Here is a 14,126-nt window from a genome sequence, read left to right as displayed (position 1 = left end):
GTGGTCTGGAATGTCCTCGCGGCGGCGCTGACGCTGCTGTATCCGCTGGCGATCTGGTTCGGCCACGGCGCGGTCGAGCCGCGCTGGCTGGCCAGCCTGCTGCTGGCGACCGTCGCCGTGCGCCTGCCGGCCTTGAGAATCAACGCCTCGGCGCGCTGGTCGGCCGCGGGTGCGCTGGCGCTGGTCGCCGTCGCGGTGGCCTCGAACGCGGTGCTGCCATTGAAGCTGTATCCGGTGCTGGTGAACGGGGCGCTGCTGGCCGCCTTCGGCTACAGCCTGGTGCACGGCCCCTCGATGGTCGAGCGCCTGGCGCGCCTGCGCGAGCCGGACCTGCCGCCCGAAGGCGTGGCCTATACGCGCCGCGTGACGCAGGCCTGGTGCGCTTTCTTTGTCGTGAACGGCGCGATTGCACTGGGCACGGCGCTGTTCTGTTCTGAAGCCGTGTGGTCGCTCTACACCGGCGTGATTTCCTATCTGCTGATGGGGCTGATGTTCGGCGGCGAATACCTGCTGCGCATACGCTTCAAGCGGCTGCATCATGTCTGATTTGTTTGCCCGTCTCGCCACGCGCGATGTGAACGCGCTGGCTGGCCGGCGCGCCGGCCAGCCGGTCTCCCATGGCGAATGGTTGGCGCGCGTGCGCGCCTGGGCTGCGCTCGGACGCGCTACCTCCGCCACGCACATCGCCCTGTATCTCGACGACAGCCTGGAATTCGGCGCCGCCCTGGCCGGCGCCTGGCTGTCCGGCAAAACCGTGTGGATGCCGGCCGACACGCTGCCGGCCAACTGCGCCGCGCTGGCTGGCGCAGTGGGTGCCTTCTGGGGCGAGTTCCCGGCATCCTGCGCGCCTGCCGTCCCCGCCGAGGGCGCCGATGGCCACATCGACTGGACCGCGCCGGCGCCGGACTTCCCGGCCATGGTGGTCTACACCTCGGGCAGCACTGGCGCGCCGACGCCGATCCGCAAGCAACTGTCGCAGCTGACCGGCGAAATCGAGGCACTGGACACCCGGTTCGGCGCGCAGCTGGGCGACGCTGAGGTAGTGGCCACCGTCTCGCACCAGCACATCTACGGCCTGCTGTTCCGCGTGCTCTGGCCCCTGACGGCCGGCCGCGCGATCCACGCCGAGCGCCACGAATACCCGGAAACCCTGGCGCGCGCGCTGGCCGAGCGGCCTTGCGTGCTGCTCGGCAGCCCGGCCCACCTGAAGCGCCTGCCCGAGCACCTCGACTGGCAGGGCGCGCGCGACCGGCTGCGCGCCGTATTCTCGTCCGGCGGCATGCTCGAAGCCGACGCTTCGATTCACGCACGCACGCTGCTCGGCCAGGCGCCGATCGAAGTCTACGGCAGCTCGGAGACCGGCGGCATCGGCTGGCGCCAGCGCGGACAGCAACCGGACGAGGGCTGGAGCCCGCTGCCTTTCGTGCACTGGCGCGCGGGCGACGATGGCTTGCTGGAAGTCGATTCGGTCCAGGCCGGACCAGGCGGCTGGCAAACCCTGTCGGACCGCGTCGAAGCCCTGGATGGCGGGCGCTTCCTGCTGCGCGGCCGTGCCGACCGCATCGTCAAGATCGAAGAAAAGCGCGTCTCGCTCGATGCGGTGGAGGCGGCGCTCGTGGCAGGCGGCCTGGTGCGCGAAGCACGCGTGCTCGCGCTCACCGCTGGGCACCAGGAAAGCCACCAGCGCCAGTCGCTGGCCGCCTTTGTCGTGCTGACCGGGGAGGGCGCCGCGCTGCTGGAAGCGGGCGGCAAGAACGCCATGAACACGCGCCTGCGCACGCTGCTGGTATCCAGCGTGGAGGCGGTGGCGCTGCCGCGCCGCTGGCGCTATCTCGAGCGCCTGCCGGTGAATGCCCAGGGCAAGACCACCCAGGCGCTGCTGCTGGCGCTGCTGGAGCCGACGCAGGATGCTCGCCCGCGCCGCCCAGCGCTGCGCGTGCTGGAACAGGCCCCTGCGCGGGTGCTGCTGGAACTCACCGTGCCGCCCGACCTGCTGTACTTCGACGGCCACTTCAGCGTGGCGCCGGTACTGCCGGGCGTGGTGCAGGTCGACTGGGCGATTGCCTACGGCAGGCAGTACCTGGGCCTGGGCGGCGGCTTTGCCGGCATCAACGCTTTGAAATTCCAGCAGATGATCCGTCCCGGCCACCCGGTGCAGCTGGAACTGGTCCATGACACGAATAAAAACAGCCTGAACTTCCGTTACTTTTCCGACGCCGGCGCCCATGCCAGCGGCCGCATACTCCTGGGGACCTGATACAGCATGTTGAACAAGAAGTTTTCGCCGGAGCGCCAGAGTGCCTTCGAAGCCCGTTTCGAAGCGCAGAAGATCGCCTATGGCCCGGTGGTGTTCCAGTGCGTGCGCTATGCCTGGAAGCGCGGCATGCTGCAGGCCATCGCCGATGCCGGCGAGGCGGGACTGTCGGTCGAGGAGCTGGCGGCCACCGGCCAATGGACGCCCTACGTGCTGAAGGTGGTGCTGGAAACCTGCCTGTCCGCCGGCGTGGTCTTGCTGAGCGAGGGCAGCTACGCGCTCGACAAGGCCGGCTTCGTCGTCCTCACCGACCCGATCACGCAAATCAACATCGACTTCAACCACGACGTCTGCTACCAGGCCATGTTCTCGCTCGAGCAGACGCTGGACCAGCAAAAGCCGCTGGGCCTGAAGGTCTTCGGCGAGTGGCCGACCATTTATGAAGGCCTGTCGCAATTGCCGGAACCGGCGCGCAGCAGCTGGTTCGCGTTCGACCACTATTATTCGGACACCTCCTTCCCGGACATCCTGCCCGACGTGTTTGCCACCGCGCCGAGCCGCGTGATGGACATCGGCGCGAACACCGGCAAGTTCACGCTGGCTGCCCTGCAGGCGAACGCCGGCATCGAACTGCACCTGGTCGACTTGCCGGGCCAGCTGGCGGTGGCCGACAAGCATTTGCAGGAAGCCGGCCTGCGCGAACGCGCGACCCTGCATCCGACGAACCTGCTGGACAAGGCTGCCGCGCTGCCAGCGGACATGGACGTGATCTGGATGAGTCAGTTCCTGAGCTGCTTCTCGGAAGAGGCAATCGCCTCGATCCTGGAGCGGGCGGCTGCCGCCCTCGGCCCGCGCGGCCAGGTCCTGATCATGGACACCTTCTGGGACCGCCAGCGCTACGACATCGCCTCCTACTGCCTGATCAATACCTCGCCTTACTTCAACAACCTCGCCAGCGGCAACAGCAAGGTGTACGAGAGCGACGACTACATCCGCCTGGCCAAAGCGGCCGGCCTGGAACTCGTGACCGCGCGCGACGGCATCGGCTACTGCCACTCGCTGCTGCGCTTTGCCAGGGCTGCCTGACGTGTTCAACGCCTGCGTCGTCATTCCCGTCTATAACCACGAGCATGCGATCGGCAAGGTGCTGGCGCAGGTGCTCGATTACGGCATGCCCTGCATCCTGGTCGACGACGGCAGCTCGCCCGCCTGCGCAGCCGAACTCGACCGCCTGGCCGCGCTGCACCCGGGCCGCGTGGTGCTGGAACGGCACACGGTCAACCAGGGCAAGGGCGGGGCCGTGCTGACCGGTTTTGCGCGCGCAGCGCGCGAAGGCTACAGCCACGTGCTGCAGGTCGACGCCGACGGCCAGCATGCGGTGGCCGACATCCCGCGCTTCCTGGAGGCCGCACGTACGCGTCCGCAGGCGGTGGTGGCCGGCTGCCCGGTCTACGACGAATCGGTGCCGGCGCTGCGCCTGTACGCCCGTTACCTGACCCACGTCTGGGTCTGGATCAACACGCTGTCGCTGGCGATCCGCGATTCGATGTGCGGCTTCCGCGTCTATCCGGTGGCGCCGGTGCTGGCGCTGGCCAAGCGCCGCCGCCTCGGCCTGCGCATGAACTTCGACATCGAGATCCTGGTGCGCCTGTACTGGGACGGTGTCGAGGTCGTGAACCTGCCGACGAAAGTCGGATACCCGGAAGACGGCGTGTCCCACTTCCAGGCCTGGACCGACAACGTCCTGATCACACGCATGCACGTGGCCCTGTTCTTCGGCATGCTGCCGCGTATTCCTTCCCTGCTGGTGCGCAGATGGCGCTGAGCCGTCCACACGATTCGCGCCACTGGGCCGCCATCAACGAAGCCAGCTTCGTGGGCGGCATGCGCCTGTTGTTCTGGGTCTGCCGCGTGTTCGGGCGCTGGCCCTTCCGCGTGGTGCTGTATCCGGTGCTGGCGTGGTACGTGCTGACCCAGGGGCGGGCGCGCCGCGCCTCGTCCACTTACCTGGCCCGCGCCGGCGCGCCGAGCGGTGTCATGGGCGTGCTGCGCCACTTCGGCGCCTTTGCCGAAGCCATCCTCGACAAGATGCTGCTCTGGGGCGGCCTGTACGATTTCAAGCAAGTGCGCATCCACGGCGCCGAGCCGCTGTGGAACATGATCGGGGAGCGCCGCGGCGCGCTGCTGGTCTGCGCCCACCTGGGCAACCTGGACTTGTGCCGCGCGCTCTCGCTGCGCACGCCCGGCTTGAAAATCAACGTGCTGGTGCACACCCGCCACGCCCAGGCCTTCAACGACATGCTGGCGAAACTCGACCCGCGCAGCCAGCTGAATTTGATGCAGGTGACCGAGATGACGCCGGCCATGGCGATGATGCTGTCCGAGCGCATCGAGCGCGGCGAATTCGTGGTGATCGCCGGCGACCGCGTGCCGGTGTCCGACAACCCGCGCGTGGCCGTCGCCCCTTTCCTTGGCCACGACGCGGCTTTCCCGGTCGGCCCCTACGTGATGGCCTCGGTGCTCGGCTGCCCGATGTACGCGCTGTTCGCCAGCGGCCACGAACTGCATTTCGAACTGCTGCGCGAGCGCGTGACGCTGCCGCGCCGCGGGCGCGAAGCGGCGCTGGCCGAACTGGCCGCGCAGTACGCCGCGCGCCTCGAACACCATGCCCGGCGGGCGCCGCTGGAGTGGTTCAACTTCTACGATTTTTGGCATCTACCCGGAACGGAACCCGTCCATGCAGCTCACTGACATCAATACTCCGCAGCGCACCGTGCGCTTCGACCGCGAGCGCCTGGCGCTGCAGGACATCGTCGACCTGGCGCGCGGCACGGCCCGCGCCGAGCTGTCCGATGACCCTGCCTTCCGCGCCGCGATCGCCAAGGGTGCCGATTTCCTGGACCGCCTGCTGCGCGAGGACGGCGCCATCTACGGCGTGACCACGGGTTATGGCGACTCCTGCACCGTGGCCGTGCCGCTGTCGCTGGTGGCCGAGCTGCCGCACCACCTGTACACCTACCACGGCTGCGGCCTGGGCGCGGTGCTCACGCCGGCGCAGACGCGCGCGGTGATGGGCGCGCGCCTGGCCTCGCTGTCGAAAGGCTTTTCCGGCGTCAGCGTCGGTTTGCTGGAACAGATCGTGCGCCTGTTCGACGCCGGCTTGCTGCCGCTGATCCCGAGCGAAGGTTCGGTCGGCGCCAGCGGCGACCTGACGCCCTTGTCCTACCTGGCGGCGGTGCTGTGCGGCGAGCGCGAAGTGCTGCGCAATGGCGTGCAGGTGCCGGCGGGCCAGGCACTGAAGGAGGCCGGCATCGAACCGTTGCAACTGCGCCCGAAGGAGGGCCTGGCGATCATGAACGGCACCGCCGTCATGACGGGCCTGGCCTGCCTGGCCTGGGACCGCGCCGACTACCTGGCGCGCCTGGTCACGCGCATCACGGCGCTGGCCTCGTTCGCGCTGGACGGCAATGATCACCACTTCGACGAAACCCTGTTCTCGGTCAAGCCCCACGCCGGCATGCAGAATGTCGCGGCCTGGCTGCGCCAGGACCTGGAGTATGCCGGCCAGCTGGAGCGCAACGGCAAGCGCCTGCAAGACCGCTATTCGATCCGCTGCGCGCCGCACGTGATCGGCGTGCTGGCGGATGCGCTGCCCTTCTTCCGCGAGTCCATCGAAAATGAACTGAACAGCGCCAACGACAACCCGATCATCGACGCCGAAGGCGAGCGCGTGCTGCACGGCGGCCACTTCTACGGCGGCCACATCGCCTTTGCCATGGACGGCATGAAGAACGCGGTGGCGAATTTGGCCGACCTGCTCGACCGCCAGATGGCGCTGCTGGTCGACGCCCGCTACAGCCAGGGCTTGCCGGCCAATCTGTCCGGCATGACCGGCGAGCGCGCCGCCATCAACCATGGCCTGAAGGCGCTGCAGATCAGCGCCTCGGCCTGGACCGCTGAAGCGCTGAAGCTGACCATGCCGGCCTCGGTGTTCTCGCGCTCGACCGAATGCCACAACCAGGACAAGGTGAGCATGGGCACGATTGCCGCGCGCGATTGTCTGCGCGTGCTGGAACTGACCGAACAGGTGGCGGCGGCGCTGCTGGTCACGGTGCGCCAGGGCGTGTGGCTGCGCCAGCGCCTGGATACGAATGGAGAAACGGCGCGTGCATTGCCGGCGCCGCTGGCGCGCATGATGGACCTGCTCGGCCAGGACGTGGCGCCGGTGCTGGAAGACCGCCGCCTCGACCCGGAATTGAGCCTGCTGCTGGGCCGCATCCGCGACCAGGCCTGGAGCCTGTATGCGTAAATCGAAGGAACCGAGCCGCTGGTGGGCCGAAGTCGAGATGCAGGTCCAGTTCTTCGACCTCGACCCGATGCAGATCGTCTGGCACGGCAACTACGTGAAATACCTGGAAGTGGCGCGCTGCGCGCTGCTCGACCAGATCGGCTACAACTACGAGCAGATGAAGGAGTCGGGCTACGCCTGGCCGATCATCGAGATGAACCTGCGCTATGCCGGTCCGGCGACCTTCGGCCAGCGCCTGCGGCTGCGCGCCGAGATCGTCGAGTGGGAAAACCGCCTGCGCATCGACTATCTGATTTCGGACGCTGCCAGCGGCAAGCGCCTGAACCGTGCCACCACCACGCAAGTGGCGGTCGACGTCCATAGCGGCGAGATGTGCTTCGCCTCGCCCGCCATCCTGTTCGAGAAACTGGGAGTACCCGCACCATGAAACGCATCCTGATTGCTGCCACGCTGGCCCTGGCCTGCGCCGGCGCCCATGCAGCTGCCCCGATTGCGAAGATCGGGGCCATGCTGGCCAAGCCGGACCAGTTGTGCGGAACCTTCAGCCAGACCAAGACCCTGGCCGGCATGAAGAAGCCGCTGGCCTCGAGCGGCCGCTTCTGCGTGGTGGCCGGCAAGGGCGTGCTGTGGCGCACCCTGAAGCCTTTCCCGAACACGCTGCGCCTGAAACGCGACGAGATCGTCCACCTGCAGGGCGAGCGCGTGGCGATGCGCCTGGACGCCAGCCAGGAGCCGACCGTGCGCATGATTAACGGCGTCCTGTTCTCGCTGCTGGCCGGCGACCTGGGCCAGCTCGATGCGCTGTTCGAGGTCGAGGGCTCGGCCACGAACGACAGCTGGAAGGTGTCGCTGAAGGCGCGCAATGCCGCGCTGGCGCGCGCGGTCGGCGCCATCTCGCTCGACGGCGGCGCCTACGTGCGCACCATCCACATGGCCGAGGAAAGCGGCGACCGTACCGACATCACCTTCTCCGACATCAAGACCGGCGCCGGCGCCATGCTGCCGGAAGAGGCGGCGCTGCTGTGAGCATGCAGGGACACGCAAGCAAGCGCCTGGCCCTGCTGTGGGCGCTGGTGGTCTGCCTGCTGCTCGGGCATAACGCCTGGCTGTGGCTGGGCCAGCGCATTACGCCGGATACCGACATCCTGGCGCTGCTGCCGCTCGACGAGCGCGATCCGGTGCTGCAGCAGTCGTTCACCCACATGGTCGACAGCGCCCAGCAGCGCGTGGTGGTGCTGGTCGGCGCAAAAGAATGGAAGGACGCGGGGCAGGCCGCCGATGCCTACCGCAAAGTGCTACAGCCGCATGCCGGGCTGATTACGTTCGATGCGATGGGCGACGAATCCCAGGCCAACTGGCTGTCCAGCCTGCAGCCGCATGCGGCGGTATTGATCGGCGCCGCGCAGGAAAAAGAACTGCGCGAGCAGCCGGCCCGGTTCTGGACCGAGTCCGCGCTGGCACGTTTGTACAGCGCCTTCTCCGGCCCCAAGCTCGGCGCCTTCCGCGACGACCCCTTCGGGCTGTTCGCCGGCTGGGCCCAGGAGCGCGCCAGGGAGACCCCGGTGCGTCCGCGCGACGGCCGCCTGTTCGTGGCCGCGAATGGGGAAAATGAGGGCCGCGAGTACGTGCTGCTCACCTACACCCTGAAACCCTCGGCCTTTTCGCTCGGCGCCCAGCAAAGCGTGGTGCCGCTGCTGGACGCGGCCAAGGCCGCCGCGATGCACGCCGTGCCGTCGAGCGAGATCATCACCGCCGGCGTGGTCCTGCACGCGGCCGCCGCCGGCGCCCAGGCCAGCCGCGAAGTGCACACCATCGGCGTCGGTTCGCTGGTCGGCATCGTGCTGCTGACCTGGCTCACCTTCCGCTCGGTCAAGCCGATCAGCCTGACCCTGCTGTCGATCGGCGTGGGGTTCCTCGGCGCGCTGTCGCTGTGCTGGCTGCTGTTCGGCCGCATCCACTTGCTGACCCTGGTGTTCGGCGCCAGCCTGATCGGCGTGGCCCAGGACTACGGCATCTACTTCCTCTGCCACCGTCTCGGCGCCGACAAGACGCTCGATTCGCCGCGCCTGCTGCGCCGCCTGCTGCCTGGCCTCGGCTTCACGCTGCTGGCCGCCGGCATCGGCTACCTGGGCCTGGCCCTGACGCCTTTCCCCGGCCTGCGCCACATGGCCGTGTTCTCGGCCCTGGGCCTGGTGTTCGCCTGGCTGACCGTGGTGTGCTGGTTCCCGGTGCTGATCCACGCCGACACCCTGAAGCCGGGCTGGCTTGCGCGCCGCTACCGTGGCCTGGTGCTGGCCTGGCCGCGCTATGCGAAGGGCTGGCGCACCACGCTCCCGCTGGCCGCGATGGCCCTGTTCGCGGCGCTGGGCTGGTCGCGCCTGACCACCAACGACGACATCCGCTCGCTGCAATCCTCGCCGCCCGGGCTGATCGGGGACCAGATCAAGCTCGGCAAGCTGCTCGACGCCCCAAGCCCGGTGCAGTACTACCTGGTGCGCGGCGCGAATGCCGAAGAGGTGCTACAGCGCGAGGAAGCGCTCAAGCGGCGCCTGGATGCCTTGATCGTCCAGGGCCACATCGCCGGCTACCAGGCGCTGTCGAACTGGGTGCCCTCACGGCAGACGCAGGCCGCGCGCCTGGCGCTGGTGAACGAGAAGCTGCTGGACGCGGACGGTCCGCTGGCCGCGCTCGGCCGCGAGATCGGCGAAGACCCGGCATGGGCCGCGGCCACCGCCGCACACCTGCGCGCCAACGGCCGCCCCATGGACCTGGACGCCTTCATGCGCACCCCGGCCAGCCAGCCCTGGCGCCATTTGTGGCTGGGCGAAGTCGAGGGCGTGAACGCCAGCATCGTCGCCCTGCGCGGCATGCGCTACGCCTCGATCCCGGTGCTGGCCCAGGCGGGCGACGGGCTGCAGGGCGTGCAATGGGTCGACAAGGTCGGCGGCATTTCCTCGGTGCTGGGCCGCTACCGCGCCGACATGGGCTGGGTGGTGCTGGGTGCCTACCTGGTGGTGTTCCTGGTGCTGCTGCCGCGATACAAGGGCCGCACCTGGCGCGTGCTGGCGCCGACCGCCCTGGGCAGCATCGCCACGCTTGCCTTCCTCGGCTTTGCCGGCCAGAGCCTGACCCTGTTCCACGTGCTGGCGCTGATGCTGCTGCTGGGCGTGGGTGTCGACTACGGCATCTTCATGCAGGAAGACACCGAACATGCCGGGGATGCGCCCTGGCTGGCGGTGGGCCTGTCGGCGGCCAGCGCCATCCTCGCATTCGGCCTGCTGGGCCTGAGCGGCACGCCGGCCCTGCAGGCCTTTGGCATGACCATGCTGGTCGGGACCACCCTGGTCTGGTTCGCCGCCCCGTGCTTCATCGTGAAAAAGGAAACCATCCATGCGAAGCCTGTCCTCGTTTAAGGCAGTTGCGCTGTTCGCTGCGGCCATCGCTCTCGGCGGCTGCGCCACCAAAGAAGGCCCGGCGCGCCTTGGCCTGCGCCTGGCCCCGGGCGCGCTGGGCGAAACCATCAGCGTGCAGCAGCACCTGACCGTGCAGCGCGCCGGGAATACCAACGACCTCGACGCCGCGCTCGAAGTCGACGCGAACAAGGTCAGCCTGGTCGGCCTGGCGCTCGGCATGCGCGTGCTGAGCCTGGAGTACGACGGCAAGGAGCTCACCGAATGGCGCCACGCCATGCTGCCGGCCCAGGTGCGCGCCGCCGACGTGCTCGAAGACGTGCAGCTGACCCTGTGGCCGGTGGCCGAGATCGCGCGCGTGCTGCCGGCCGGCTGGACCATTTCCGAAGAAGGCCTGCGCCGCACCCTGAAGCTGAACGGTGAAGTCGTGGCGACGATCCAATACAGCGGCCTGCCGCGCTGGCAGGGCACCGCGGTGCTGGACAACCAGCGCTACCGATACAAGCTGACCATCGTGTCGGCGAGCGAATGAAAACCGAGATGGTCTATTTGAACGAATGCGCACTGGTGTGCGCGCTGGGCGCGGAGCGCGAGGCGATCAGGCGCCGCCTGCTGGATGAGGCGCGCTCGGGCCTGGCCGTATCCGACGCCTGCTCGCCGGGCCGCCCGCTGCCGCTGGGCCAGGCCGAGGCCGTGCTGCCGAATCTCGACCACCTGCCGCTGCCCCTGCGCAGCCGCAACAACGCGCTGGCGCTGGCCGCGCTGGCGCAGATCCGCCCGGCGGTGGACGCCGCAATTGCGCGTTATGGCGCGGGCCGTGTCGGCGTCATCATCGGCACCAGCACCTCGGGCGTGGGCGCCACCGAAGCGGCATTGGCGGCGCACCTGGAGACGGGCGCGCTGCCCGCGGACTTCCATTACGGCCAGCAGGAGATGGCTTCGCCGGCCCTGTTCCTGGCGCGCGAACTCGGCGCCGCCGGCCCGGCCTATGTGCATTCGAGCGCCTGCTCGTCGAGCGCCAAGGCCATGGCCAGCGCCGCGCGTTTGATCCGCATGGGCCTGGTCGATGCGGTGGTCAGCGGCGGCGTCGATACGCTGTGCCGCTTCACGGTGGCCGGCTTCAGCGCGCTGGAATCGGTGAGCGAGGTGCCGTGCAATCCGCTCGGCGCCAGCCGCAAGGGCATCAACCTGGGCGAGGGCGCCGCGCTGTTCCTGATGACCAGGGAGCCGGCGGCGGTCGCCCTGTGCGGCTGGGGCGAATCCTCGGACGGGCACCACATGTCGGCGCCCGACCCGCAAGGCGGCGGCGCGCGCATCGCCATGAACGAGGCCTTGCGCCGCGCCGGCATCGCGGCGGGCGACATCGACTACATCAACCTGCACGGCACCGCGACCGTGCAGAACGATGCCATGGAATCGCGCGCCGTGGCCGAACTCTTCGGTCATGAAGTCGCCGTGAGCTCGACCAAGCCCTTCACCGGCCACACGCTGGGCGCGGCGGGAGCGGTGGAGGCGGCCTTTTGCTGGCTGGCGATGCAGGACGATAACCCGGAGGGCAAGCTGCCGCCGCACCTGTGGGACGGCACGGCCGACCCGGCACTGCCGGCATTGAACGTGGCCACGCCCGGCGCGCGCCTGGACCGCCCGATCCGCTACGCGCTGAGCAATTCGTTTGCCTTTGGCGGCTCGAACGCGGCCCTGGTGTTCGGGAGAAAAGCATGAACATGCCCGACATCCACAGCCTGGTACCGCACAGCGGCGCCATGTCGCTGCTCGGCAGTTTTGTGTCGGCCGACGAGGAAAACCTGACGGCCGAGGTGCGCATCGGACCTGACACCATGTTCCTGGCCGATGGCGCGGTCGGCGCCTGGGTCGGCGTCGAGTACATGGCGCAGGCGGTGGCCGCGCACGCGGGCTACCTGGCCACGCAGCGCGGCGAACCGGTGCGCGTCGGCTTCCTGCTCGGCACGCGGCGCTACGCCTGCGCGGTGCCGGCGTTTGCGCTGGGCAGCGTGCTCACCATTCACGTGCACCGCGCGCTGCAGGGCGAGAACGGCCTGGGCGCCTTCGATTGCCGCATTGAAGACGGCCCCACGGGCCGGGAACTGGCCACGGCCACGATCACCGTCTTCCAACCAGAAAATGTTGAAGAGTTTTTGCAACGGAGTTCAGAATGAGTAGTAAGGACAAGAGTGTGCTGGTGACCGGCTCGTCGCGCGGCATCGGCAAGGCCATCGCCCAGCGCCTGGCGCGCGACGGCTACACGGTGGTCGTGCATTGCCGCAGCCGCCGCGAGGAAGCCGATGCGGTCGCCGCCGGTATCCAGGCCGATGGCGGCCAGGCGCGCGTGCTGCAGTTCGATATCGCCGAGCGCGATGCGGCGAGCGCCGCGCTGCTGGCCGACATCGAGGCCCACGGCTGCTACTACGGCGTGGTGGCGAATGCCGGCGTGGCGCGCGATACCGCCTTCCCGGCCATGACCGGCGAGGAATGGGACCAGGTGCTGGGCACCAATCTCGACGGTTTCTTCAATGTGCTGAACCCGCTGGTGATGCCGATGGTCCAGCGCCGCAAGCCCGGCCGCATCGTGACCATGGCCTCGGTATCGGGCCTGGTCGGCAACCGCGGCCAGGTGAACTACAGCGCAGCCAAGGCCGGCATCATCGGGGCCACCAAGGCGCTGGCCCTGGAACTGGCCAAGCGCAGCATCACGGTCAACTGCGTGGCGCCGGGCCTGATCGAGACCGACATGATCGAGGAGGTACCGATGGAAGAAGCGCTGAAGATGATCCCGGCGCGCCGCGTCGGCCGGCCGCACGAAGTGGCGGCGGCGGTGAGCTATTTGATGTCGGAAGACGCGGGTTACGTCACGCGCCAGGTGCTGTCGGTGAACGGAGGCCTGGCATGAAGCGCCGCGTCGTCGTCACCGGCATGGCCGGCATCAGCCCGCTCGGCAACGACTGGGCCACGGTCCGCGCGCGCCTCGGCGCCTACCAGAACGCCATCGTGCGCATGGATGACTGGGCCGACTACGAAGGCCTGAACACGCGCCTGGGTGCGCCGGCCATGCCGTTCGAACTGTCGCCGCGCTTCAACCGCAAGACCACGCGCAGCATGGGCCGCGTGGCCTTGCTCGCCACCCGCGCCAGCGAACTGGCGCTGCAGGACGCGGGCTTGCTCGACCATCCCATCCTGAGTAGCGGCCAGGTCGGCGTGTCGTTCGGCTCCTCGGCCGGCACCCCGAGCGCCATCGGCGACTTCGGGCGCATGATGGAAGAGCGCACCACGCGCGGCATCAACGCCACCACCTACATCAAGATGATGGCGCACACGGCGCCGGTGAACATCGGCGTGTTCTTCGGCGTGACCGGGCGCGTGTTCACGACGTCCTCGGCCTGCACCTCGGGCAGCCAGGGCATCGGCTACGCCTTCGAGGCGATCCAGAGCGGCAAGCAGCTTGCGATGATCGCCGGCGGCGCCGAGGAGCTGTGCGCCACCGAGGCCGCGGTGTTCGACACCCTGTTCGCCACCAGCACCCGCAACGACACGCCCGAGGCCACGCCGCGCCCCTTCGACCGCGCGCGCGACGGCCTGGTGATCGGCGAGGGCGCCGGCTGCCTGATCCTGGAAGAGTACGAACATGCGCTGGCGCGCGGCGCCACCATCTACGCCGAACTGGTCGGCTTCGGCACCAACAGCGACGGCACCCACGTGACCCAGCCGAATGCGGCCACGATGCAGGTGGCGATGCAGCTGGCGCTCGACGACGCCGGCCTGGCGCCGGACGCGATCGGCTACGTGAACGCACACGGCACCGCCACCCAGCAGGGCGACCTGGCCGAGACCCAGGCCACGCACGCGCTGTTCGGCAGCCGCATGCCGATCAGCTCCCTGAAGAGCTACATGGGCCACACCCTGGGCGCCTGCGGCGCGCTGGAGGCCTGGTTCAGCATCGAGATGATGCGCGAAGGCTGGTTCGCGCCGACGCTGAACCTGATTGATGTCGACCCCGAGTGCGGGGAACTGGATTACATCCGGGGCGAGGGACGGCGCCTCGAATGCGAGTACGTCATGTCGAACAATTTTGCGTTCGGCGGCATCAACACCTCCCTGATTTTCAAACGCTGGTCTTCCAACAATCAAGAGAGATAAA

Annotated in this window: 14 protein-coding genes; all 14 read left to right on the top strand. The window is 68.7% G+C overall.

The genetic code is table 11. From position 1 onward, the window contains the following. From ACWYRN_RS24490 to ACWYRN_RS24425, 14 genes are read left to right on the top strand one after another with little or no spacing between them, the layout of a single operon-like run. Nucleotides 1-546, top strand: a complete 546-nt coding sequence (locus ACWYRN_RS24490) for a COG4648 family protein (protein WP_488690392.1) — start codon at nt 1-3, stop codon at nt 544-546. After that, nucleotides 539-2,257 carry an ApeI family dehydratase gene (locus ACWYRN_RS24485; RefSeq protein ID WP_488690391.1) on the top strand — a complete coding sequence of 573 codons (1,719 nt, stop codon included), beginning with the start codon at nt 539-541 and terminating at the stop codon, nt 2,255-2,257. The genes ACWYRN_RS24490 and ACWYRN_RS24485 overlap by 8 nt, the downstream gene beginning before the upstream one ends. A gap of 6 nt (nt 2,258-2,263) precedes the next feature. Continuing rightward, the gene (locus ACWYRN_RS24480) at nt 2,264-3,340 is read left to right on the top strand and encodes a class I SAM-dependent methyltransferase (RefSeq protein WP_488690390.1); all 1,077 of its coding nucleotides are present in this window, start codon (nt 2,264-2,266) and stop codon (nt 3,338-3,340) included. Further along, entirely contained in the window at nt 3,333-4,079 is a 747-nt protein-coding gene (locus ACWYRN_RS24475) for a glycosyltransferase family 2 protein (RefSeq protein ID WP_488692883.1), read from the top strand. Before ACWYRN_RS24480 ends, ACWYRN_RS24475 begins: the two co-directional genes overlap by 8 nt. Continuing rightward, nucleotides 4,070-5,005, top strand: coding sequence for a lysophospholipid acyltransferase family protein (locus tag ACWYRN_RS24470; RefSeq protein ID WP_488690389.1), 936 nt, complete (start codon nt 4,070-4,072; stop codon nt 5,003-5,005). Before ACWYRN_RS24475 ends, ACWYRN_RS24470 begins: the two co-directional genes overlap by 10 nt. Then, the gene (locus ACWYRN_RS24465; RefSeq protein ID WP_488690388.1) at nt 4,992-6,563 is read left to right on the top strand and encodes an HAL/PAL/TAL family ammonia-lyase; all 1,572 of its coding nucleotides are present in this window, start codon (nt 4,992-4,994) and stop codon (nt 6,561-6,563) included. The genes ACWYRN_RS24470 and ACWYRN_RS24465 overlap by 14 nt, the downstream gene beginning before the upstream one ends. After that, nucleotides 6,556-6,990: an acyl-CoA thioesterase gene (locus ACWYRN_RS24460; RefSeq protein ID WP_488690387.1), complete on the top strand. Its 435-nt coding sequence runs from the start codon at nt 6,556-6,558 to the stop codon at nt 6,988-6,990. Before ACWYRN_RS24465 ends, ACWYRN_RS24460 begins: the two co-directional genes overlap by 8 nt. Beyond that, nucleotides 6,987-7,589 carry an outer membrane lipoprotein carrier protein LolA gene (locus ACWYRN_RS24455; protein ID WP_488690386.1) on the top strand — a complete coding sequence of 201 codons (603 nt, stop codon included), beginning with the start codon at nt 6,987-6,989 and terminating at the stop codon, nt 7,587-7,589. Before ACWYRN_RS24460 ends, ACWYRN_RS24455 begins: the two co-directional genes overlap by 4 nt. A 2-nt stretch (nt 7,590-7,591) precedes the next feature. Then, nucleotides 7,592-9,976 carry an MMPL family transporter gene (locus ACWYRN_RS24450; RefSeq protein ID WP_488690385.1) on the top strand — a complete coding sequence of 795 codons (2,385 nt, stop codon included), beginning with the start codon at nt 7,592-7,594 and terminating at the stop codon, nt 9,974-9,976. Then, the gene (locus tag ACWYRN_RS24445) at nt 9,954-10,505 is read left to right on the top strand and encodes a DUF3261 domain-containing protein (protein ID WP_488690384.1); all 552 of its coding nucleotides are present in this window, start codon (nt 9,954-9,956) and stop codon (nt 10,503-10,505) included. Before ACWYRN_RS24450 ends, ACWYRN_RS24445 begins: the two co-directional genes overlap by 23 nt. Next, nucleotides 10,502-11,695, top strand: coding sequence for a beta-ketoacyl-ACP synthase (locus ACWYRN_RS24440; RefSeq protein ID WP_488690383.1), 1,194 nt, complete (start codon nt 10,502-10,504; stop codon nt 11,693-11,695). Before ACWYRN_RS24445 ends, ACWYRN_RS24440 begins: the two co-directional genes overlap by 4 nt. Beyond that, nucleotides 11,692-12,150, top strand: coding sequence for a hotdog family protein (locus ACWYRN_RS24435; RefSeq protein ID WP_488690382.1), 459 nt, complete (start codon nt 11,692-11,694; stop codon nt 12,148-12,150). Before ACWYRN_RS24440 ends, ACWYRN_RS24435 begins: the two co-directional genes overlap by 4 nt. Then, nucleotides 12,147-12,881, top strand: a complete 735-nt coding sequence (gene fabG, locus ACWYRN_RS24430; protein WP_488690381.1) for a 3-oxoacyl-ACP reductase FabG — start codon at nt 12,147-12,149, stop codon at nt 12,879-12,881. Before ACWYRN_RS24435 ends, fabG begins: the two co-directional genes overlap by 4 nt. Continuing rightward, nucleotides 12,878-14,125, top strand: coding sequence for a beta-ketoacyl-ACP synthase (locus ACWYRN_RS24425; protein WP_488690380.1), 1,248 nt, complete (start codon nt 12,878-12,880; stop codon nt 14,123-14,125). The genes fabG and ACWYRN_RS24425 overlap by 4 nt, the downstream gene beginning before the upstream one ends. The last annotated feature ends 1 nt before the right edge of the window (nt 14,126 follow it).

Source organism: Massilia sp. BAP21 (assembly GCF_057801335.1).
This window is presented reverse-complemented; position numbering and strand designations above follow the sequence as displayed.